Origin of the sequence: Pseudomonas sp. PS01297 (assembly GCF_029959305.1) — a bacterium.
Taxonomy (GTDB): Bacteria; Pseudomonadota; Gammaproteobacteria; order Pseudomonadales; family Pseudomonadaceae; genus Aquipseudomonas; species Aquipseudomonas helleri.
Genome location: NZ_JASCPQ010000002.1, coordinates 165,037 through 184,967, shown reverse-complemented (window position 1 = coordinate 184,967; position 19,931 = coordinate 165,037). Strand labels below are relative to the sequence as shown.

The following is a 19,931-nucleotide window of genomic DNA, read 5'->3' as shown; positions in this document are numbered from 1 at the left end:
GGCTTGCTCGCGATACGGCGGGCGCGGTCTGAATCATTGATCGCGGTGATGCCATCGCGAGCAAGCCCGCTCCCACGGTAATCAGGGGCCGGCTACACCCAGCCGCTCGTCACCATTGCCTTGTACACAGCCACCAGAGCCAGCACGAAGAACGCGGTCGCCGCCAGTCGGCGGATCAGGGTCAGGGGCAGTTTGTCGGCGGCAAAGTTACCGGCCAGCACCACCGGCACGTTGGCAATCAACATGCCCAGGGTGGTGCCGATAATCACCAGCCACAAATCCGGGTATTGCGCCGCCAGCATCACGGTCGCGACCTGGGTTTTGTCGCCGATTTCGGCAATGAAAAACGTGATCAGCGTGGTCACGAACGGGCCGTATTTGCGCGCGGTGCTGGCTTCGTCGTCATCCATTTTGTCGGGCACCAGGGTCCACAGTGCCGTCGCGGTAAAGCTCGCGGCGAGGATCCAGTGCAGCATCACATCGGTGAAGAACGTACTGAACCAGGCGCCAACGGCACCGGCTGCAGCATGGTTGGCAAGGGTCGCGACGATGATGCCGGCGATAATGGGCCAGGGCTTGCGAAAGCGCGCGGCAAGAATGAGGGCGAGCAATTGCGTCTTGTCACCGATTTCGGCCAAGGCAACGATTGCAGTTGGAATGAGTAAGGAATCGAGCATCATCAGGTAATTTTCCAGGGGCGGGTCGACACGGCTATGACACGTACAGCCTTCCCGCCCCGGGTAAGGTGTTCGTGTCATAGGTCTTGTCAAACCCTGGTCCGTCTGTGCGGACGCCTGGGTCGCATGCGCCATGGTCTGTTGACCAAGTATGTTGACGCATGCCGGACGAGCATGTTGCTCGTGGGAGACTACTCCCCTAGGACGGAGCGGATTCTGCCTAGGCAAATCCGATACGGCAAGCCCTGATTTTCAAAAACTGTCAGCGACGCTTGGCGCTGTAGATCCGAAAACCCTGCCCTTCAGCCTTGACGGTGCAGTGCCCGAATTGCTCTTCGATCAGCGGTTGATAGCGCAGGAAGCTATTGGCTACAAGTCGGAGTTCGCCACCTGTTTTCAGATGTTTAACCGCTTTTTTCAGCAAGTTTTCGGTGGCGTGATAATCGGTGTGTACGCCGACATGGAACGGCGGGTTGCTCAAAATGGCATTCAAACCCATCGGCGCAGCGTCGATTCCGTCACCGGTAATAACGTCGGCTTCCAGACCATTGGCAGCCAATGTCAGGCGGCTGCTGGCGGTGGCGAAGGCGTCGACATCGAGCAGGGTGACGCTGTTATGCGGATAACGGCGCTTGACCGCCGCACCGAGCACACCCGCGCCGCAGCCAAAGTCCAGCAAGTGACCGCTGGGCAGTTTGTCCAGGTGTTCAAGCAGCAAGGCGCTGCCGCGATCCAGGCGGCCATGGCTGAAAACACCCGGCAAGCTGACGACTTTCAACGGGCCTTCGGCCAGTTCCAGCTCGTAATGCTGTGCCAGTTGCTCAAGCACCGGGGCTGCCGGGGCGTTGTCGACGGTGACTTGCCAGAGTTGGCAATGCCGCGCGCTGTCGAGCTTGCGCGGCTTGCCGAAAGGGATGAGTTGCTTGGACGCGCCCTCAATGCCGCCTTTCTTTTCGCCGACCAAAAACACATCGGCGCCGGGCAGGCGAGCGGCCACGGCCTTGAGCACGTAATCGCTCAATTCCTTGGACTTGGGCAAGAACACCACAGCGGTGTCGAAGGCCCGCTCCGGGACTTCGACGCCAAAGTGCACGCGCCCGGCAAAGCGCGCATCGAGTGCCGCCTGATCGCCCGCGTGCCAGCACCAGCCGTGGGCGTCGGGCAGCGCGTTGAGCAATTCGTCAGCCGGTAAACCGACTAACAGTACCGAACTCTGAAAGTAATCAGGCTGACGAAGCAGTACTTCACTGCGCGGATCCATACTCTGCTCCTCAAAAAAGGAGCGCAGTTTATCAACTGACGACGCGTAGCGCTGTACCGCTGAAGAAGGCTTCGGCGTTTTGCGTGAGTTGGTTGACGATTCTCTGCCGCGCCTCACGGCTGCCCCAGGCGCTGTGCGGGGTAATGATCAGGCGCGGAATGTCATCGGCCAGCAGCGGGTTGCCGTCGCGTGGCGGTTCGACGCTCAACACGTCGGTGGCCGCGCCGCCCAAGTGGCCGCTGCGCAGGGCATCAGCCAGCGCCTGTTCATCAATCATGCCGCCACGCGCGGTGTTCACCACAAACGCGCCGGGCTTGAGCAGCGCCAGTTCGCGGGCACCGATAAAGTGGCGCGTGTGTTCGTTGAGCGGGCAGTGAAAGGTCAGGGCGTCGACCTGTGGCAGCAATTCGTCCACCGTCAGACGGTCGGCACGGGCCGGGCGGCCGGGAATCTGCCCGATCAACACGTTCATGCCGAAAGCTTCGGCCAGTTTGGCCACCGCACTGCCAAGTTCGCCATGGCCAAACAGGCCAAGGGTTTTGCCTTCCAGCTCAACAATCGGGTAGTCCAGCAGGCAGAACTGCTTGGCCTGCTGCCATTTGCCGTCGGCCACGGCCTTGTTGTAATCGACCAGCCGTGTGGCCAGCGCCAGCAACAGGCCGAGCGTATGTTGCGCCACCGATGGCGTGCCGTAGCCCTGGCAGTTGGCAACGGTGATGCCGTGCTCGCGCGCAGCTTCAAGGTCCACGTTATTAGTGCCGGTGGCAGCGACCAAAATCAGCTTGAGGTCCGGGCAGGCGGCGAGGGTGCTGGCGTTGAGCAGGATTTTATTGCTGATGACGACGCTGGCGCCCTGCAAGCGCTCGATGATGTTGTCTGGCGTGGTGTCTGTGTACAACTGCAGCTCGCTGAACGCATTGCGCAGGGGGCTAAGGTCAAGATCGCCGAGGTCAAGAGACGGGTGATCAAGGAAGACTGCGCGGTGAGTATTCGTCATCAACTGTACCTTTTGTGCTGTCGAGTGAAGGCGTAAGGTGTCGAGACTAACAGAAGAAACAATTTGTAATGGAGCCGCGCATGTATTGGACAGAATTTTTGACTGTCGCCTTGATTCACTTGTTGGCTGTGGCCAGCCCGGGGCCGGATTTTGCTGTGGTCGTGCGTGAAAGCGTGACCCATGGTCGACGTGCGGGCATGTTTACCGCGCTGGGCGTGGGTTCGGCGATTTTCCTGCATGTGGGGTATTCGTTGCTGGGTATCGGGATCATTGTGTCGCAGTCGATTGTGCTGTTTAACGCGCTCAAGTGGTTGGCCGCGGCGTACTTGCTGTACATAGGCTTCAAGGCCCTGCGCGCCAAGCCTGCAGACCCGGCGGCTGTTGCAGCGGCGTTGCCAGTGGGTGAGCGCACCGCGCGTGGCGCCTTTACTTCGGGCTTTGTGACTAACGGGCTGAACCCCAAGGCGACGCTGTTTTTTCTGTCGCTGTTCACCGTTGTGATCAACCCGCACACACCGCTGGCGATCCAGGCCGGTTACGGCGTGTACCTGGCGGTGGCGACGGGCGTGTGGTTCTGCATGGTAGCCATGTTGTTTAGCCATCAGCGCGTGCGCACCGGTTTTGCCCGCATGGGCCACTGGTTTGACCGCACCATGGGCGCGGTACTGGTCGCGCTTGGCGTGAAACTGGCCTTCACCGAGATGCATTGACCGCACCACCGTCTGTAGGAGCGAGCTTGCCTCGCGATCTTTTCAGCTATCAAAAGATCGCGAGGCAATCGAGCGTCGACCGGCTGCTCCTACAGAGGCTTGGTTGGTAGATGATCTTGTCAAATTCTGGTTTTCCTTCATCCTTGCGGGCTTATTGCAGCGTGCGCACGGAGAAGTATCAATGCCCTCAGTCAGCCGGTTCTGGTGCCGAGCCAAACTGCCCTTGGCAGTCAGCCTCGCCTCGGTGCTCGCCGGGCCCGCCTGGGGCGTGAGCTTTAACATTGGCAAAGTCGAAGGCCAGTTGGACTCCGAACTGTCCATCGGCGCCAGTTGGTCCACCGCCAAGGCCGACAGCAAATTCATCGGCGCCAACAATGGCGGTAAAGGTCACTCTGAAATTTCTGACGATGGCCGTCTCAATTTCAAACGCGGCGAAACCTTTTCGAAAATTTTCACCGGCATGCACGGCCTGGAGCTGAAGGTCGGTGACAGCGGCCTCTATGTGCGCGGCAAGTACTGGTACGACTTTGAGCTGCAAGACGACAGTCGCCCCTTCAAACCCATCAGTGACAGCGGTCGCCGGGCGTCGGCGCAGTCGGCCGGCGCGCAACTGCTGGACGCCTACGTCTATCACAACTACGCGATTGGCGATCAGCCGGGGTCGGTGCGTGTAGGCAAACAAGTGGTCAGTTGGGGCGAAGGTGAGTTTATCGGCGGTGGGATCAATGCGATTAACCCCACGGACGTTTCCGCCTATCGACGACCCGGCACGGCCTTCAAAGATGGCCTGGTTCCGGTCAACCTGTTCTATGTGTCGCAAAGCCTGACCGACAACCTGTCTGCCCAAGCTTTTTATCAGCTCGATTGGGAACAGTCCGAAGCCGATAACTGCGGGACGTTTTTCTCGCAATCTGACGTGATGGCCGATGGCTGCAGCGGCAATTACCGGGTGATGAGCAACCGCTCTGCACTGAATGTCGCCGACCTTGCCGCGCTGACCTCGGCGGGAGTCGAGGTGAACGAGGAGGGCGTGCTGGTGCGTCGCGGGGCTGATCGTGATGCGCGCAACAGCGGGCAATTTGGCCTGGCCCTGCACTACATGTTTGAGCCGCTGGACACCGATTTTGGTGCGTTCTTCATGAACTACCACAGCCGTGACCCGATCCTCAGCGGTCGTGCGACGTCGCAATCGGTGTACAACACTGCCTCCGGTGCGGGTGGCCTGGCGCCGATGATCGTGGCCGGCAACGCCAGCTACTACGTTGAGTACCCCGAAGACATTCGCCTGTATGGGTTGAGCTTCAACACTACGTTATCCACAGGCACGGTCTGGAAAAGCGAGCTGAGCTACCGCCCCAACGCGCCGGTACAACTCAACAGCAACGACCTGCTGTACGCCAACGTGACCCTGTTGCCCGGCCTTGCCGATGCGTCCCCCTTGAGCGTGGCGCCGGGTGCTGACAACCAAGGCTATCGGCGCAAAGAAATCACCCAGTTCCAGACCTCGTTGCGGCATATCTTCGACAATGCCATGGGCGCTGATCGACTGACGCTGACTGGCGAGATCGGAGTGATCTACGTCGCCGGGCTGGAAGGCAGCGCACAGGCGCGTTACGGGCGTGACCCGGTGTTTGGTTCTGACGGCCATGACGGCTTCACCACGGCCAATGCCTGGGGCTATCGTGCCCGTGCGGTGTGGGACTACAACAAAGTCTTGCCCGGCCTCGACCTGAAACCCAACCTGGGCTGGTCCCATGACGTCAGCGGCTACTCACCGGGCCCGGACAACACCTTCAACCAGGGCCGCAAGGCAATCAGCCTGGGCATTGATGCCGAATACGAAAACACCTACTTGAGCAGCCTGTCGTATACCAACTTCTTTGGCGGGCGTTACAACACCCTCAGCGACCGCGACTTTGTGGCGTTGAGCGTGGGGCTGAAGTTTTGAGGAGAGTGAGTGGAGAAGCGAGGCGGTGTTTATATTGGTATCACGCTGCGATATTAATTCACGCAGTGTATGCGGCCTTGTTTTTGATTTAGGCGTCATGCGGGTGTGAGGCACTATTTTCTTGACCTAATGTTTATGTGGCTACCTCACAATTCGGCTGAAAATTTTCTCCATGGGATCATAATTTACATCGACGCCGTCGATGTTGGCGCTGACCCATTCTTCAGGGTTGATATCTGTCCAGTCCAGTGTGTAGCCGGCAAACAGTGCCAAATGCTCAAAAAATAATCGTTGAACTCGGCCGTTGCCCTCGCGAAAAGGATGGATCATATTAAATTCGCAATAGTATTCTGCAAGTTTTTTACAAAACGCTTGTTTGTTAAGCTCTGTTAGCCATTTGTCTTTTTTTAAGGCTTCGAAAAGCTTGAGTGCCTCTGCTTCTATTCGGCCGCAGGTGCAGAAACGTGTGCCGCCTTTGGATATATCAACGTTTCTCAATTCTCCTGCCCATGTATATAACTCAGAAAACAACGCAAGATGTAAACGTTTGAAATTGAGGAGGTTATACGGAGCAGGGCTGTATTGAATGCTTCGAATGGTGAACGCAGTAATTTCTCGCTCCGCTGTTTCGAGTGCGTCCATATCTTGAATATTTAATTTGTTTTTAAGGACTGCGGAGTTTGGATAGCAGTAGTAATCATTTGAAGCGTCATAGTTGTCCATTTGTTCACCTCCGGTGCTTGGCCAGAATGCTATCGAGAGAAGCTTTTTGATTGGGGGGGGTTATTGTGATTCCTTCCAGACGAGAACTGTGTATAAAGTTATTGATTTTTGTTTCTTCAAAGCGCTGGTGAGCGTCGAATTTATGGGCAGGGATAAACAGTGTGAGTTGCTGTATCTTGTGGATGAGTTCTGAATGGTTTGTGGCTTTTATTTTAAAGCCAATAGAGTTGGATATTTCAACTTTGGCGTGAGAAAGTGATGTTTTTTCGCAGAAGTAGTAAAGGTTTGTGATGTCGTGAAGAGCATTGTTTAGGCGTTGTAATTTTGAGAATAGTAAGGTCCAGCTATTGGCTTTCGATGAAAGCTCGAGTTGTTCTTCTATTGTTTTTTTTACCTCGAGAAATTTCCCGAGGCGCTTTAATTCTTCAAGGGTTTGAGCATTTAATGCTGCGTACAGTGTTGCGTTCATATTCAACTCCATAAACCTTCACGGCCATCGAGATTATACGCTTATGTGACTGATGGACCAGTCGTTGTTCTTCGATCTTTAACCGGGTCGTGGTGTGACAGTGCAGTGGGATCGAAAGCCGCAGTGGCTTGTGCTTTGATTGCGCTCGGCTCAAAAAATGAGCGTGATTCAGTCTTGCTGAAAATGGGGGGTGTTCGTATTTTCTCAGATTCGGCTTGCGCCTCAGCTTTAAAGCATCATACGTAGCATCTGATATGTTTATGTTCTGCTTTTTTGATTTCAGCACGCGTATTGACAGGAACACTGATGAATCCAGCAAAACCCACCCTCATCCGCGAAACCTTCCCCGTCGGGCCGTTGCAGTGCAACTGCACGATCATCGGTGATCCGCTCACTAAAAAAGCCATTGTGGTGGATCCGGGCGGCGATCATGAGTTGATTCTGGCGCGGCTGGAGAAGCTGGGTTTACAGGTGGTGAGCATCATCCATACGCATGCGCATCTGGATCACTTTTTGGCGTCGGGTCAGCTCAAGGAAAAAACCGGAGCGACGCTGCATTTGCACAAGGAAGACCAGTTTTTGTGGGACAACCTGGAGATGCAATGCGGCTTGTTTGGCGTGCCGTATACGCCGGTGCCGCCACCTGATCGCTGGCTGGCAGATGACGAAGAGCTGGCCTGTGGCTGCGGTGTTGCACTGCACACGCCGGGGCATACGCCTGGGTCCATGAGTTTTTGGTTTTCTGAGTCTAAGCTGTTGATCGCGGGCGATACGCTGTTTCGTCGCGGCGTTGGGCGCACGGATTTATGGGGCGGTGATCAGGCCACTATCGTGCGTTCGATCAAGCAGCGGCTGTATACGCTGGATGAGGACGCCACCGTGGTGACCGGGCATGGCCCGGATACTCGTCTAGGCGATGAAATGCGGGAGAACCCGTTTGTTCGCGCTTAAACAGTGCTTAAACAAGATGTAATGGAATTTTTACCGTTGGTCGTGTTCCAACGTTCCACAGAGGTCTACTGCCAGCGGCCTTTGACCCAGAAAGATTAAGTAGGAGCTTCACCATGTTTATCTCGCGTCGTTTGATTGTTGCTGCAAGTGCGATTGCCTTGTTGGCCGGCTGCGCCTCTCCTAACCCTTATGACAACCAGGGCCAGGCCTCGTCGGGTATGAGCAATACCGCCAAGTACGGTGGTCTGGGTGCCTTGGCCGGTGCTGTTGCCGGTGCTGCCATTGACCACAACAACCGTGGCAAGGGTGCGCTGATTGGCGCTGCGGTCGCGGGTCTGGGTGCTGCAGGCTACGGCTATTACGCTGACAAGCAAGAAGCCGCACTGCGTGCCAGCATGGCCAACACCGGTGTTGAGGTGCAGCGCCAAGGCGACAACATTACCTTGGTGATGCCGGGCAACATTACGTTTGCCACCAGCTCTGCGAACATTGCGCCAAGCTTCTATCAGCCGCTTAACAGCCTCGCCAATTCGCTGAAGCAGTTGAACAACCAGCAGCAGATCCAGATTGTCGGTTACACCGACAGCACCGGTAACAACGCTTTCAACCAGCAGTTGTCGCAACAGCGTGCGCAAAGCGTTGCAACGTATTTGACGTCGCAGGGTGTGAGCGGTCAGTACCTGTCGGTGATTGGTAAAGGCCCGGCAGATCCGATTGCAAGCAACGCCACCCCGGACGGCCGTGCTCAGAACCGCCGTGTTCAAATTACGCTGATGCCGATTCCGGGCATGAACTACCAGCAGCAGGGTCAGGTTCAACAGTACCCGTAACGTGGCAGGTGGAGTCGCAGCCTTTTGCTGCGACGCCAGCGCCCACTAAAAAAGCCCCGCGATCATTGCTGATCGCGGGGCTTTTTGTTGAGCGTCTGGCCGGGTGAATTACTTCTTCAGGCCGTAGTGCTCATCGAGCATGCCGGGGGCGTTCGGGCTTTTTGGCGCGTAGTCCTTTGGCGGCTCGGAGCTGTGCGGCGGGGTCAGGCGCTCGCGGTGCGGTTGTGGAGCTTCAGAGTGCAGGGCAGCCAGCAGACGTTGGCGTGTTTGCTCGTCCAGGGCCAGGCTGTTGGCGCCCTCGGCGAGGTGATCTTGTACTTCCTGGTAGCTCTGGGTGAGTTTCTTCACCAGATTGGCAGTGGTGTTGAAGTGGGTAACGACTTCACCCTGATAGTTATCAAAACGTTCCTGGATATCGTCCAGCTGACGCTGCGTGCGATTAGGCGCGGCGTTCGGCAGCAGACGGGCGACCAGAAAACCAATGACGACACCGGCAACCAGAGCCAGGGTCGGCAACAACCAAATTAAGAGCGAGCTTTCCACGAGTCCTTCCTCTATAAACGGCTTTGCTTTACGTTAACGGCTCGGACCTGCGCTGTATACCGCGATGCACTCGCAAATATGCCAGACAGAATCTATCAGCTAGACGTGTCGACCCACTTTGAGGTCACGGAGTTCCTTCTTGCTTACCCGCGAAACCCCCGTAGTGATTGATGGCCCGGTTGGCCAATTGGAAGCTTTATACCTCGATTCTGCTGAGCCGCGCGGCCTCGCGCTGCTGTGCCATCCCAACCCGGTGCAGGGTGGGACGATGATGAATAAAGTGGTCTCGACCCTGCAGCGCACTGCGCGCGATGCGGGTCTTGTTACGTTGCGATTTAATTACCGTGGCACCGGGGCCAGTGGCGGGAGCCACGACATGGGCACTGGCGAAGTCGACGATGCGTTGGCGGCTGCCCGTTGGTTGCGTGCTCAATACCCGGATCTGCCGCTGACCCTGCTGGGGTTTTCATTCGGTGGTTTTGTCGCCGCCAGCCTGGGTGGACGACTGGAGGCGCAGGGCGAAAAGCTCGCACGCCTGTTTATGGTCGCGCCTGCGGTGATGCGTTTGCGTGATGAAGATGCGCTGCCACAGACGTGCCCCATCACGGTTATCCAGCCTGAAACCGACGAAGTGATTGATCCGCAACTGGTTTATGACTGGTCAAAAGACCTCTCGCGCCCCCATGAGCTGCTGAAAGTGGCAGAATGCGGACACTTTTTTCACGGCAAGCTGCCCGAACTCAAAGAGTTGGTAGCGCCACGCCTTTTGAATTGATACAGCCTGATAAGCGATTACCCATGACCACTCGTACTCGTATCCTCACCGGTATCACCACCACCGGCACGCCGCACCTGGGCAATTATGCCGGTGCTATCCGCCCGGCAATTCTTGCCAGTCGTGACAGCAACGCCGACTCGTTTTACTTTTTGGCCGACTATCACGCCCTGATCAAATGTGATGACCCGCAGCGCATTCAGCGTTCGCGTCAGGAAATCGCAGCCACCTGGCTGGCGGGCGGTCTGGATGTTGAGCGTGTGACGTTCTATCGCCAGTCTGATATCCCGGAAATCCCGCAACTGGCGTGGTTTCTGACCTGCGTGGCGGCCAAGGGTCTGCTCAACCGGGCGCATGCGTACAAAGCGTCGGTAGACAAGAACCTGGAAAACGGTGAAGACCCGGATGCGGGCATTACCATGGGCCTGTACAGCTACCCGGTTCTGATGGCCGCAGACATCTTGATGTTTAACGCGCACAAGGTACCGGTGGGTCGTGACCAGATCCAGCACGTTGAGATGGCCCGCGATATCGGTCAGCGCTTCAACCACTTGTTCGGCAATGGCAAAGAGTTCTTCGCCATGCCTGAAGCATTGATTGAAGAAAGCGTGGCGACCTTGCCAGGTCTTGACGGTCGCAAGATGTCGAAAAGCTACGACAACACCATTCCGCTGTTCACCAGCGCCAAAGACATGAAAAGCGCGATCTCGCGAATCGTGACCGACTCCCGTGCGCCGGGCGAAGCCAAAGATCCGGACAACTCGCACTTGTTCACCTTGTATCAGGCGTTCTCGACGCCTGAGCAGTCGGCTGAGTTCCGTAGTGAGCTGTTGCAGGGCTTGGGCTGGGGTGAGGCGAAAGACCGTCTGTTCAAGCTGCTGGACGCTGAATTGGGCGAAGCGCGCGAGCGTTATCACGACCTGATGTCGCGCCCCGCAGACATGGAAGACATTCTTAAGGCCGGCGCGCAAAAAGCCCGTGCCATCGCAACGCCGTTTTTGGATGAGCTGCGCGAAGCCGTGGGCCTGCGTTCGTTTGAGAACGCTGCACAAACCACGGCGGCAAGCAAAAAGAAGGCCGCCAAAGGCCCGCGCTTTGTCAGCTTCCGCGATGAAGACGGCAGCTTCCGTTTCCGTCTGTTGAGCGCTGATGGCGAGCAATTGCTGCTGTCGCGCAGCTTCGCCGATGGCAAAACGGCGGGGCAGGTGACCAAGCAGTTGCAATCGGGTGAAGCGCTGGATGTACGCGCTGACGGTTTGAGTTTCAGCGTTTGGCTGGACGGTGTGAGTGTTGCCGACAGCCCGGCATTTGCCGATGACGCAGCACGTGATGCGGCAATCGAAGCGTTGCGCTTGGCCTTGGTGCCTGCGCAAGACTGACAAACTGCGACGTTTCGTCCCAGGTTTGATTGCCATTCCCCCGGGCCGTCGCTAAAGTGTCGGCCCGTTTTTGTTGCCCAGCTAGCGAATTATGACGCCTCTAGAACGATATCAAGCTGATCTGAAACGCCCGGACTTCTTCCACGATGCCGCGCAGGAAAACGCTGTGCGTCACCTGCAGCGTCTCTATGACGACTTGGTCGCGTCTTCGCAGAGCAAGCCTGGCCTGCTGGGCAAGCTGTTTGGCAAAAAAGACATCACGCCGGTCAAAGGCCTGTATTTTTGGGGCGGTGTGGGCCGGGGCAAGACTTACCTGGTCGATACGTTCTTTGATGCTTTGCCGTTCAAGCAGAAGGTACGTACGCACTTCCACCGTTTCATGAAGCGTGTGCACGAAGAAATGCGCACCCTCAATGGCGAGAAAAATCCGCTGACCATTATTGCCAAGCGCTTTGCCGATGAAGCGCGGGTGATCTGTTTCGACGAGTTCTTTGTGTCGGACATTACCGACGCCATGATTCTCGGCACTTTGATGGAAGAGCTGTTCAAGAACGGCGTGACCCTGGTGGCGACCTCCAACATCGTCCCGGACGGTCTGTACAAAGATGGTCTGCAACGTGCTCGCTTCTTGCCCGCCATTGCGCTGATCAAACAGCACACCGAAATCGTCAACGTCGACAGCGGTGTCGATTACCGTCTGCGCCATCTGGAGCAAGCCGAGCTTTACCACTTCCCGCTCAATGACGCCTCCGAGGCGAGCCTGCGCGAGAGCTTCAAAGCGTTGACGCATAACTCCACTCGGGCGGTCGAGAACGATGACCTGGTCATCGAGAACCGCACCATTCGTGCGCTGCGTACCTGTGATGATGTGGCCTGGTTTGATTTTCGCGAGCTGTGCGACGGCCCGCGTAGCCAGAACGACTACATTGAGCTGGGCAAGATCTTCAACGCCGTGATCCTCAGTGGTGTCGAGCAAATGGACGTTAAAACCGACGACATCGCGCGTCGCTTTATCAACATGGTCGACGAATTCTACGACCGTGGCGTCAAGCTGATCATCTCGGCTGAAGTGGAGCTCAAAGACCTCTACACCGGCGGTCGTTTGAATTTCGAGTTCCAGCGTACGCTGAGCCGTTTGCTCGAAATGCAATCCCACGAATATCTGACACGGGCGCACAAGCCTTAACGTGTTGCCTGGCTTTGGGCTTGGCTCGCGATCTTTTCAATATCAAAAGATCGCGAGGCGAGGTCAAGCGGCTTGTTGGAACTGTTGCCGATATTGGTTGGGTGACAGTTCGGTGTGCTGGCGAAACAGCCTCGCAAAGAAGCTGGCGTCGTCGTAGCCCACGTCGTAGCTGATGGTCTTGATGCTTTTGCGGGTGGCAGACAGCAAACCCTTGGCGGTTTCGATGCGCAAACGCTGCAGGTAGTGCAGGGGTTTGTCCCCCGTTGCGATCTGGAAGCGGCGCATGAAGTTACGGATGCTCATGCCGTGTTCACGGGCCACGTCTTCGAAACGAAACTTGTCGGCAAAGTGCTCTTCGAGCCAGTGCTGAATCTGCAAAATAATCACGTCTTGATGCAGCTTTTGCCCGCCGAAGCCAATGCGCCCCGGTGAGTAGTTGCGTTGCACTTCATACAGAATGTCGCGGGCCACGGCCTGGGCGATATTCGCGCCGCAGAAACGCTCAATCAAATAGATGTACAGGTCACAGGCCGAAGTAGGGCCGCCCGCGCAATACAGGTTGTCGGCGTCGGTGAGGTGCTTGTCCTGATTGAGGTGCACCTGTGGGAAGCGTTCGGCGAAGGTGTTGAAAAAACGCCAGTACGTCGTGGCTTCTTTACCGTCAAGCAAGCCGGCTTCTGCCAGCCAGAACACCCCGGTGGCTGCTGCGCACAGTACGGCGCCGCGTGCATGTTGTTCGCGCAGCCATGGCATGACCTGCGGGTAGCGCTGGCACAGGGTGTCAAAGTCGCCCCAGAAGGCGGGGAGGATGATGATATCGGCGTCATCCAGGCCGCCATCGACGGGCAGCAACACATTGCTGAAACTGCCTACGGGAAGGCTGTCGGGGCTGACGAGACGGGTTTCGAAGCTGGCGTTGAAGCCTTGGCCCAATTGTTTGCCGTGGCGCAGGCTGGCCAGGTGAAAGAAATCCTTGGCTTGCATCAGGGTAGAAGCGAACACCTGATCCGTGGCCAAAACGCTGACGCGCCGCAAGGGCGTGGAGAGTTGAGTAGACATGGTTTGATTATTCTTATAGGTGAAATTGGTCAACTTACGGCTGGATCGTCTTATGTTTTTTCCTGTGTGTCTAGGGGAAGGGGATCTAAACCGCTGTGTAGGAGCGAGCTTGCCTCGCGATCTTTTGATCTTTAAAAGATCGCGAGACAAGCTCGCTCCTACAGGGGGATTGGGTTAAGGCGCCGGGTTTGGTTGCTCTTTGTGGATGGCTTCAATGCCTGCGAGCACTTCATCCGAGAGCTTCAGGTCGGCGCTGGCAATGTTGCTTTTCAGTTGCTCCAGAGTGGTGGCGCCAATGATGTTGCTGGTCACGAACGGTTGTTGGGTGACATACGCCAAGGCCATTTGTGCCGGATCCAGCCCGTGTTCGCGGGCCAGTGCGATGTAACGCTCGCTGGCGGCAACCGACTGCGGGTTGGAATAGCGCGAAAAGCGGCTGTAAAGGCTCAGGCGGCCTTTTGCCGGGCGGGCGCCGCCGTTGTACTTGCCGGTCAGCATACCAAACGCCAGCGGCGAGTAGGCGAGCAGCCCGCACTGTTCGCGGATGGCGATTTCCGCCAGGCCCACTTCAAAGCTGCGGTTAAGCAGGTTGTAGGGGTTCTGGATCGACACCGCGCGTGGCCAGCCACGGCTCTCGGCCAACTGCAGAAACTTCATGGTTGCCCACGGGGTTTCGTTGGACAGGCCGATGTGGCGGATTTTGCCAGCTTTGACTTGTTCGTCGAGGGCTTCGAGGGTGTCCTCCAGCGGGGTGAAGTCTTCGTCGGCTTTGTGCGTGTAGCCCAGTTGGCCAAAGAAGTTGGTGCTGCGCTCGGGCCAGTGCAACTGGTACAGGTCGATCCAGTCGGTTTGCAGGCGCTTTAGGCTGGCGTCCAGCGCTTGCACGATGTGGGCGCGGTTGTGTTTCAAGTTGCCGTCACGGATGTAGTCGATGGTGTTGCCCGGGCCGGCAATTTTACTGGCCAGTACCCAGTCGGCACGGTCACCACGGGCCTTGAACCAGTTGCCGATGTAGCGCTCGGTGGTGGCGTAGGTCTCGGCTTTGGGCGGGACGGGGTACATCTCGGCGGTGTCGAGGAAGTTGATGCCGGCGTTTTTCGCGTACTCGATTTGCTCAAAGGCTTCATCTTGGGTGTTTTGCTCACCCCAAGTCATGGTGCCGAGGGCAATGGCACTCACATTGAGGTTGCTGCGGCCTAGCTGGCGGTAGTCCATCGGTCACTCCTTCGGGGAAAGAATCATAAAAGCAGGTTGTAATTTTTTGCGCAATCTGGATAATCGTCGACCTCTTTCTGCAGTGGAAGTGATGCGCCGCCTGCCGAAGAATCTTGCCGTTGAACGGACGCGCTGACCCGAGCCCCCGATAGCGTCTGTATCCGGCTGCCTTTGACTTGTCAAAGTACGCACTATTCAGTAAGATCCGCCGTCTAATTTACAGGGCGGCCCCTGAGGCTATAAAGAATGAAAACTTTTACTGCTAAACCAGAAACAGTAAAGCGCGACTGGTTTGTCGTCGACGCTGCTGGTCAGACCCTGGGTCGTCTGGCCACCGAGATCGCGAGCCGTCTGCGTGGTAAGCACAAGCCTGAATTCACTCCGCACGTTGACACCGGTGACTACATCGTTGTTATCAATGCCGAGCAGATTCGTGTTACTGGTGCTAAGACCTCTGACAAGATGTACTACTCTCACTCCGGTTTCCCGGGCGGGATTAAGTCGATCAACTTCGAAAAGCTGATCGCCAAAGCTCCTGAGCGCGTGATCGAGACCGCGGTTAAAGGCATGCTGCCTAAAAACCCACTGGGTCGCGACATGTACCGTAAGCTGAAAGTCTATGCGGGCGCTGCTCACCCTCATACTGCTCAGCAGCCCCAAGAACTGAAGTTTTAACGGAATAGTTCATTATGTCGGCGACTCAAAACTACGGCACTGGCCGTCGTAAGACTGCAACCGCACGCGTTTTCCTGCGTCCGGGTACTGGCAACATCTCCATCAACAACCGCTCCCTGGAAAACTTCTTCGGCCGCGAAACTGCCCGCATGGTAGTTCGTCAGCCGCTGGAACTGACCGAGACTGTTGAGAAATTCGACATCTACGTTACCGTTCTCGGTGGCGGTGTAAGTGGTCAAGCTGGCGCAATCCGCCACGGTATCACTCGCGCTCTGATGGACTACGACGAGACTCTGCGTAGCGCTCTGCGTAAAGCAGGCTACGTAACTCGCGATGCTCGTGAAGTTGAACGTAAGAAAGTCGGTCTGCGTAAAGCGCGTAAGCGTCCGCAGTACTCGAAGCGTTAATTCGCAGCTTCGTTCAAAAAGCCCAGCCTCCTCACGGAGCTGGGCTTTTTTTATGGGCGCAGAAAAGTTGCTGTGACAACGTGCCACATCCGCCAACTGCCTGTGCTGCAAGGGCTGCAGCCTGTCCCTCCCGGTAATTACCTTGTTTTAGTGTGGTCTTTTCATTACCATTCGGCAAAATTTTTATAAAGATTAGTTTGCTACTTACTAGATGCCTGATTTAACAGGCCGCAAAGCTGATGGGAGAGGACGGAATGAGCAAAGTCGACGTTAATGTCGGTCGGCGTCGCTTCCTCGTGGCAGCCACATCCGTGGTGGGTGCTGCAGGAGCGGTGGGGGCGGCGGTCCCGTTCGTGGGGTCGTGGTTCCCCAGTGCCAAGGCCAAGGCCGCTGGTGCGCCGGTAAAGGTCAATATCGCCAAGGTCGAACCGGGCCAGCAAATGGTTGCAGAATGGCGTGGTCAGCCAGTGTTCATCGTCCGCCGAACAGAAGAAATTCTGGCCAATCTGAAGAAAATCGATGATCGGCTTGCGGATCCAGACTCCAAACAGTCAGATCAACCGACCTACGTAAACCCCGAATTACGCTCGATCAAGCCCGAAATCCTGCTGCTGATCGGCATCTGCACCCACTTGGGTTGCTCGCCTACTTTCCGTCCTGAAGTGGCTCCTGCCGACCTTGGCAAGGATTGGGTGGGAGGATATTTCTGCCCGTGTCATGGTTCGCACTATGACCTGGCGGGCCGCGTCTACAAGGCTCAGCCTGCCCCGCTAAACCTGCCTGTGCCGCCTTATTACTATGAGTCGGACAACATTATTGTCGTTGGCCTTGATGGGGAGACCGCGTAATGAGCAAGTTCATGGATTGGATTGATGCTCGCTTCCCGGCCACCAAAATGTGGGAAGACCACCTCAGCAAGTACTACGCACCGAAGAACTTCAACTTCCTCTACTTCTTTGGCTCTCTCGCCTTGCTGGTGCTGGTCAACCAGATCGTTACGGGCGTGTGGCTGACCATGAGTTACACGCCGACGGCAGAGGACGCGTTTGCCTCGGTCGAATACATCATGCGTGACGTCGAATACGGTTCGATTTTGCGTCTGCTGCACTCCACGGGGGCATCGGCGTTCTTTATCGTGGTGTATCTGCACATGTTCCGTGGCTTGCTCTACGGCTCTTATCAGAAGCCGCGCGAACTGGTCTGGCTGTTCGGCATGATGATTTATCTGGCTTTGATGGCCGAAGCATTCATGGGCTATTTGCTGCCATGGGGGCAAATGTCCTACTGGGGCGCCCAGGTGATCATCTCGCTGTTTGGGGCGATCCCGGTGATCGGTAATGACCTGACGCAGTGGATTCGCGGTGACTACCTGATCTCCGGCATTACCCTGAACCGCTTCTTCGCGCTGCACGTTGTCGCACTGCCCATCGTGATTTTGGGGCTGGTGGTGCTGCACATTCTGGCGCTGCATGAAGTGGGCTCGAACAACCCCGACGGCATTGATATCAAGAAGTACAAGGACGAGAACGGCATCCCGCTGGACGGCATTCCGTTCCACCCGTACTACACCGTAAAAGACATTGTCGGCGTTGTGGTGTTCTTGTTTATCTTCTGCTCGATTGTGTTCTTCTTCCCTGAAATGGGCGGCTACTTCCTCGAAAAACCTAACTTTGAGCAGGCTAACGCCTTCAAGACGCCGGAGCATATTGCCCCTGTCTGGTACTTCACGCCGTTCTACGCGATCTTGCGGGCCATCCCGGACAAGCTCATGGGCGTGATCGCCATGGGCGCTGCGATTGCGGTGCTGTTTGTGTTGCCCTGGCTGGACCGCAGCCCTGTTAAATCCATGCGCTACAAAGGCTGGATGAGCAAGATCTGGTTGTGGGTGTTCTGCATCTCGTTCGTGATTCTGGGTGTATTGGGTGTGTTGTCGCCGACCCCGGAGCGCACATTGTTGTCGCAGGTGTGTACGTTCCTGTACTTCGCCTACTTCATTCTGATGCCGTTCTACACCCGGCTTGAGAAGACCAAACCGGTTCCGGAAAGGGTGACTGGCTGATGAAAAAGTTATTTGCCGTATTAATGCTTGTGATGATGCCGGTGCTGTCCTTTGCGTCCGAACAGGGCGTGCACCTTGACAAGGTCGACATCGATGTTTCTGACAAGGCCGCGTTGCAAGATGGTGCGCGTACCTTTGCCAACTATTGCATGGGCTGTCACAGCGCCAAGTTTCAGCGTTACGAGCGGGTGGCTGACGATCTGGGGATCCCTCACGATGTCATGCTGAAGAATCTGGTGTTCACCGGCGCCAAAATTGGCGATCACATGAACATCGGCATGCAGCCTGAAGACGCCAAGACGTGGTTTGGCGCGGCGCCGCCTGACTTGACCCTGGTTGCTCGCGTGCGCGGTACAGATTGGCTCTACAGCTATCTGCGTTCGTTCTATGAAGACCCGTCGCGCCCTTGGGGTGTGAACAATACGGTCTTCCCGAATGTGGGCATGCCAAACGTGCTTGCGCCGCTGCAAGGGCGTCAAGTTATCGGTTGCAAGCAAGTACAGATCGTCGAAGACGGCAAGAAGCAGTATGATCCGCTCACCGGCACGCCTTTGACACATGAAGCGTGCGACCAGCTGACAGTGTTGCCCAAGACCGGCACGCTGACTGAAGAGCAGTTCGACGAGAAGATCAAGAACCTTGTGACCTTCCTGGCCTATTCGGCCAACCCGGTGAAGCTGGAGCATCAGCGCATCGGTACGTACGTGCTGCTCTATCTGGCCTTCTTCTTCGTCTTCGCTTATTTGCTCAAGCGCGAATACTGGAAGGATGTGCACTGATACCGTTACATGCATTGCTGTTAATCGTGCGCGCCCAAGGGTGTCTCTAAAAAGGTAACAGTGCAGGACACAGTGAAAGCGGGGCCAACTTGGCCCGCTTTCGCGGTTCTGCTGTTATGGGAGGCATTTCTTGGGCGCGTTCGTTTTTCCGCTCCTGATAATTTCAACAAGCGAGGAGGACCGCCATGGGCGTGACCAATCGGTTGGCCTGTTACTCCGACCCCGCCGACCACTATTCCCACCGAGTACGTATTGTACTCGCCGAGAAAGGTGTCAGCGCCGAGATCATCAGTGTGGTGGCGGGTCGTCATCCGCCAAAACTGATCGAAGTGAATCCGTACGGCAGCCTGCCAACCCTGGTCGATCGCGACCTGGCGTTGTGGGAATCGACTGTCGTGATGGAATACCTGGATGAGCGTTACCCGCATCCGCCGTTGTTGCCGGTGTACCCGGTAGCGCGGGCCAACAGCCGTCTGCTGATGCACCGGATCCAGCGTGACTGGTGCAACCTGGTCGACTTGATCCTCGATTCGCGTACCAAAGAGCCGGCACGTGTGCAGGCGCGCAAAGAATTGCGCGAGAGTCTGACCGGCGTGTCGGCATTATTTGCAGACAAACCTTTTTTCCTCAGTGACGAGCAAAGTCTGGTCGACTGCTGCCTATTACCGATACTCTGGCGCCTGCCTGTTTTGGGTATTGAGTTGCCGCGGCCTGCCAAGCCGCTGCTTGACTATATGGAGCGCCAGTTTGCGCGTGAGGCTTTCCAGGCAAGCTTGTCTGGTGTCGAACGCGACATGCGCTAAGGCTTTAGGAGCCCTTGATGAATTCAAGTCGACCTTATCTGGTGCGTGCGCTCTATGAGTGGATTGTGGATAACGATTGCACTCCGCACTTGCTGGTTAAATCGGACTACCCGAAGGTGCAAGTGCCTCAGGGTTTTGCCAGTGACGGACAGATTGTCCTGAACGTATCCCCGAGCGCCGTGCGTAACCTGCACATGGACAACGAAGCAGTCAGCTTTGACGGGCGTTTTGGAGGTGTGCCACACACGTTGTACGTGCCGGCAGCTGCCATTCTGGGTATTTACGCCCGGGAAAACGGCCAGGGCATGATGTTTGATCTTGAAGAAGCGTTTGACGTGGATGATGAGATCGAGCCGGACGACGACAGCCCGCCACCAGACACCGAGCCGCCGCGCCCTAGCGGACGGCCAAGCCTCAAAGTGGTGAAGTAACAAAAAAGGCGACCTGCAGAGGTCGCCTTTTTTGTGGTCGCTGTCCCGTCTTGT

Annotated in this window: 22 protein-coding genes and 1 riboswitch; of the genes, 14 read left to right on the top strand and 8 right to left on the bottom strand. The window is 56.5% G+C overall.

Annotation, left to right across the window (positions count from 1 at the left end):
* Positions 1-92 precede the first annotated feature (92 nt).
* The 3 genes from QMX84_RS01850 to QMX84_RS01840 form a co-directional block, all read right to left on the bottom strand.
* A complete protein-coding gene (locus QMX84_RS01850; protein ID WP_048367790.1) occupies positions 93-677 on the bottom strand; it encodes a TMEM165/GDT1 family protein in 585 nt (194 codons plus the stop codon).
* A gap of 92 nt (positions 678-769) precedes the next feature.
* A riboswitch (yybP-ykoY riboswitch) is annotated at positions 770-889 on the bottom strand.
* Between the two features lie 50 nt (positions 890-939).
* A complete protein-coding gene (locus tag QMX84_RS01845) occupies positions 940-1,938 on the bottom strand; it encodes a class I SAM-dependent methyltransferase (RefSeq protein ID WP_282362964.1) in 999 nt (332 codons plus the stop codon).
* A 31-nt stretch (positions 1,939-1,969) separates the two neighbouring features.
* On the bottom strand, positions 1,970-2,935 hold the full coding sequence (locus tag QMX84_RS01840) for a 2-hydroxyacid dehydrogenase (protein WP_282362963.1): 966 nt from the start codon (positions 2,933-2,935) through the stop codon (positions 1,970-1,972).
* Positions 2,936-3,015: 80 nt separating this feature from the next.
* On the opposite strand from QMX84_RS01840, the gene QMX84_RS01835 reads away from it, so the two are divergent.
* The gene (locus QMX84_RS01835; protein WP_048367227.1) at positions 3,016-3,645 is read left to right on the top strand and encodes a LysE family transporter; all 630 of its coding nucleotides are present in this window, start codon (positions 3,016-3,018) and stop codon (positions 3,643-3,645) included.
* Between the two features lie 181 nt (positions 3,646-3,826).
* The gene (locus QMX84_RS01830; RefSeq protein ID WP_282362962.1) at positions 3,827-5,593 is read left to right on the top strand and encodes a DUF1302 domain-containing protein; all 1,767 of its coding nucleotides are present in this window, start codon (positions 3,827-3,829) and stop codon (positions 5,591-5,593) included.
* A gap of 141 nt (positions 5,594-5,734) precedes the next feature.
* Here the strand turns inward: QMX84_RS01830 and QMX84_RS01825 are convergent, their stop codons facing one another.
* Together QMX84_RS01825 and QMX84_RS01820 are read right to left on the bottom strand one after the other, a co-directional pair.
* Positions 5,735-6,316: a putative adenosine monophosphate-protein transferase Fic gene (locus QMX84_RS01825; RefSeq protein ID WP_282362961.1), complete on the bottom strand. Its 582-nt coding sequence runs from the start codon at positions 6,314-6,316 to the stop codon at positions 5,735-5,737.
* Positions 6,317-6,320: 4 nt separating this feature from the next.
* Positions 6,321-6,785 (bottom strand): hypothetical protein, encoded by a 465-nt coding sequence (locus QMX84_RS01820; RefSeq protein WP_262126364.1) that lies wholly within the window; start codon positions 6,783-6,785, stop codon positions 6,321-6,323.
* 306 nt (positions 6,786-7,091) lie between these two features.
* Between QMX84_RS01820 and QMX84_RS01815 the strand changes: the two genes are divergently transcribed.
* On the top strand, positions 7,092-7,736 hold the full coding sequence (locus tag QMX84_RS01815; protein WP_153328568.1) for an MBL fold metallo-hydrolase: 645 nt from the start codon (positions 7,092-7,094) through the stop codon (positions 7,734-7,736).
* A 113-nt stretch (positions 7,737-7,849) separates the two neighbouring features.
* The gene (locus QMX84_RS01810) at positions 7,850-8,566 is read left to right on the top strand and encodes an OmpA family protein (RefSeq protein WP_048367221.1); all 717 of its coding nucleotides are present in this window, start codon (positions 7,850-7,852) and stop codon (positions 8,564-8,566) included.
* Positions 8,567-8,674: 108 nt separating this feature from the next.
* Here QMX84_RS01810 and QMX84_RS01805 read toward each other — a convergent pair whose 3' ends face one another.
* A complete protein-coding gene (locus tag QMX84_RS01805; RefSeq protein ID WP_048367220.1) occupies positions 8,675-9,109 on the bottom strand; it encodes a DUF1043 family protein in 435 nt (144 codons plus the stop codon).
* Positions 9,110-9,248: 139 nt separating this feature from the next.
* Between QMX84_RS01805 and QMX84_RS01800 the strand changes: the two genes are divergently transcribed.
* The 3 genes from QMX84_RS01800 (at position 9,249) to zapE (ending at position 12,449) form a co-directional block, all read left to right on the top strand.
* Complete coding sequence (locus QMX84_RS01800; protein WP_153389578.1) at positions 9,249-9,884, top strand: alpha/beta fold hydrolase; 636 nt, start codon at positions 9,249-9,251, stop codon at positions 9,882-9,884.
* 23 nt (positions 9,885-9,907) lie between these two features.
* A complete protein-coding gene (locus tag QMX84_RS01795; RefSeq protein WP_282362960.1) occupies positions 9,908-11,263 on the top strand; it encodes a tryptophan--tRNA ligase in 1,356 nt (451 codons plus the stop codon).
* Between the two features lie 91 nt (positions 11,264-11,354).
* The gene (gene zapE / locus QMX84_RS01790; RefSeq protein WP_153335598.1) at positions 11,355-12,449 is read left to right on the top strand and encodes a cell division protein ZapE; all 1,095 of its coding nucleotides are present in this window, start codon (positions 11,355-11,357) and stop codon (positions 12,447-12,449) included.
* Positions 12,450-12,512: 63 nt separating this feature from the next.
* Here zapE and QMX84_RS01785 read toward each other — a convergent pair whose 3' ends face one another.
* Both QMX84_RS01785 and QMX84_RS01780 read right to left on the bottom strand, forming a co-directional pair.
* Complete coding sequence (locus QMX84_RS01785; protein ID WP_173430618.1) at positions 12,513-13,409, bottom strand: GlxA family transcriptional regulator; 897 nt, start codon at positions 13,407-13,409, stop codon at positions 12,513-12,515.
* Between the two features lie 273 nt (positions 13,410-13,682).
* Positions 13,683-14,723, bottom strand: a complete 1,041-nt coding sequence (locus QMX84_RS01780) for an NADP(H)-dependent aldo-keto reductase (RefSeq protein WP_262126367.1) — start codon at positions 14,721-14,723, stop codon at positions 13,683-13,685.
* A 246-nt stretch (positions 14,724-14,969) separates the two neighbouring features.
* On the opposite strand from QMX84_RS01780, the gene rplM reads away from it, so the two are divergent.
* From rplM to QMX84_RS01745, 7 genes are all read left to right on the top strand, one after another.
* Positions 14,970-15,398 (top strand): 50S ribosomal protein L13, encoded by a 429-nt coding sequence (gene rplM / locus QMX84_RS01775; protein WP_019408582.1) that lies wholly within the window; start codon positions 14,970-14,972, stop codon positions 15,396-15,398.
* A gap of 14 nt (positions 15,399-15,412) precedes the next feature.
* The gene (gene rpsI / locus QMX84_RS01770) at positions 15,413-15,805 is read left to right on the top strand and encodes a 30S ribosomal protein S9 (RefSeq protein WP_048367211.1); all 393 of its coding nucleotides are present in this window, start codon (positions 15,413-15,415) and stop codon (positions 15,803-15,805) included.
* A gap of 254 nt (positions 15,806-16,059) precedes the next feature.
* The gene (gene petA / locus QMX84_RS01765) at positions 16,060-16,653 is read left to right on the top strand and encodes a ubiquinol-cytochrome c reductase iron-sulfur subunit (protein ID WP_048367208.1); all 594 of its coding nucleotides are present in this window, start codon (positions 16,060-16,062) and stop codon (positions 16,651-16,653) included.
* Entirely contained in the window at positions 16,653-17,864 is a 1,212-nt protein-coding gene (locus tag QMX84_RS01760) for a cytochrome bc complex cytochrome b subunit (RefSeq protein ID WP_048367207.1), read from the top strand. Before petA ends, QMX84_RS01760 begins: the two co-directional genes overlap by 1 nt.
* Entirely contained in the window at positions 17,864-18,643 is a 780-nt protein-coding gene (locus tag QMX84_RS01755) for a cytochrome c1 (RefSeq protein ID WP_282362959.1), read from the top strand. Before QMX84_RS01760 ends, QMX84_RS01755 begins: the two co-directional genes overlap by 1 nt.
* Before the next feature lie 185 nt (positions 18,644-18,828).
* Positions 18,829-19,446, top strand: a complete 618-nt coding sequence (locus QMX84_RS01750; RefSeq protein WP_048389907.1) for a glutathione S-transferase N-terminal domain-containing protein — start codon at positions 18,829-18,831, stop codon at positions 19,444-19,446.
* Between the two features lie 17 nt (positions 19,447-19,463).
* The gene (locus QMX84_RS01745; protein ID WP_153335595.1) at positions 19,464-19,877 is read left to right on the top strand and encodes a ClpXP protease specificity-enhancing factor; all 414 of its coding nucleotides are present in this window, start codon (positions 19,464-19,466) and stop codon (positions 19,875-19,877) included.
* Positions 19,878-19,931: the final 54 nt, after the last annotated feature.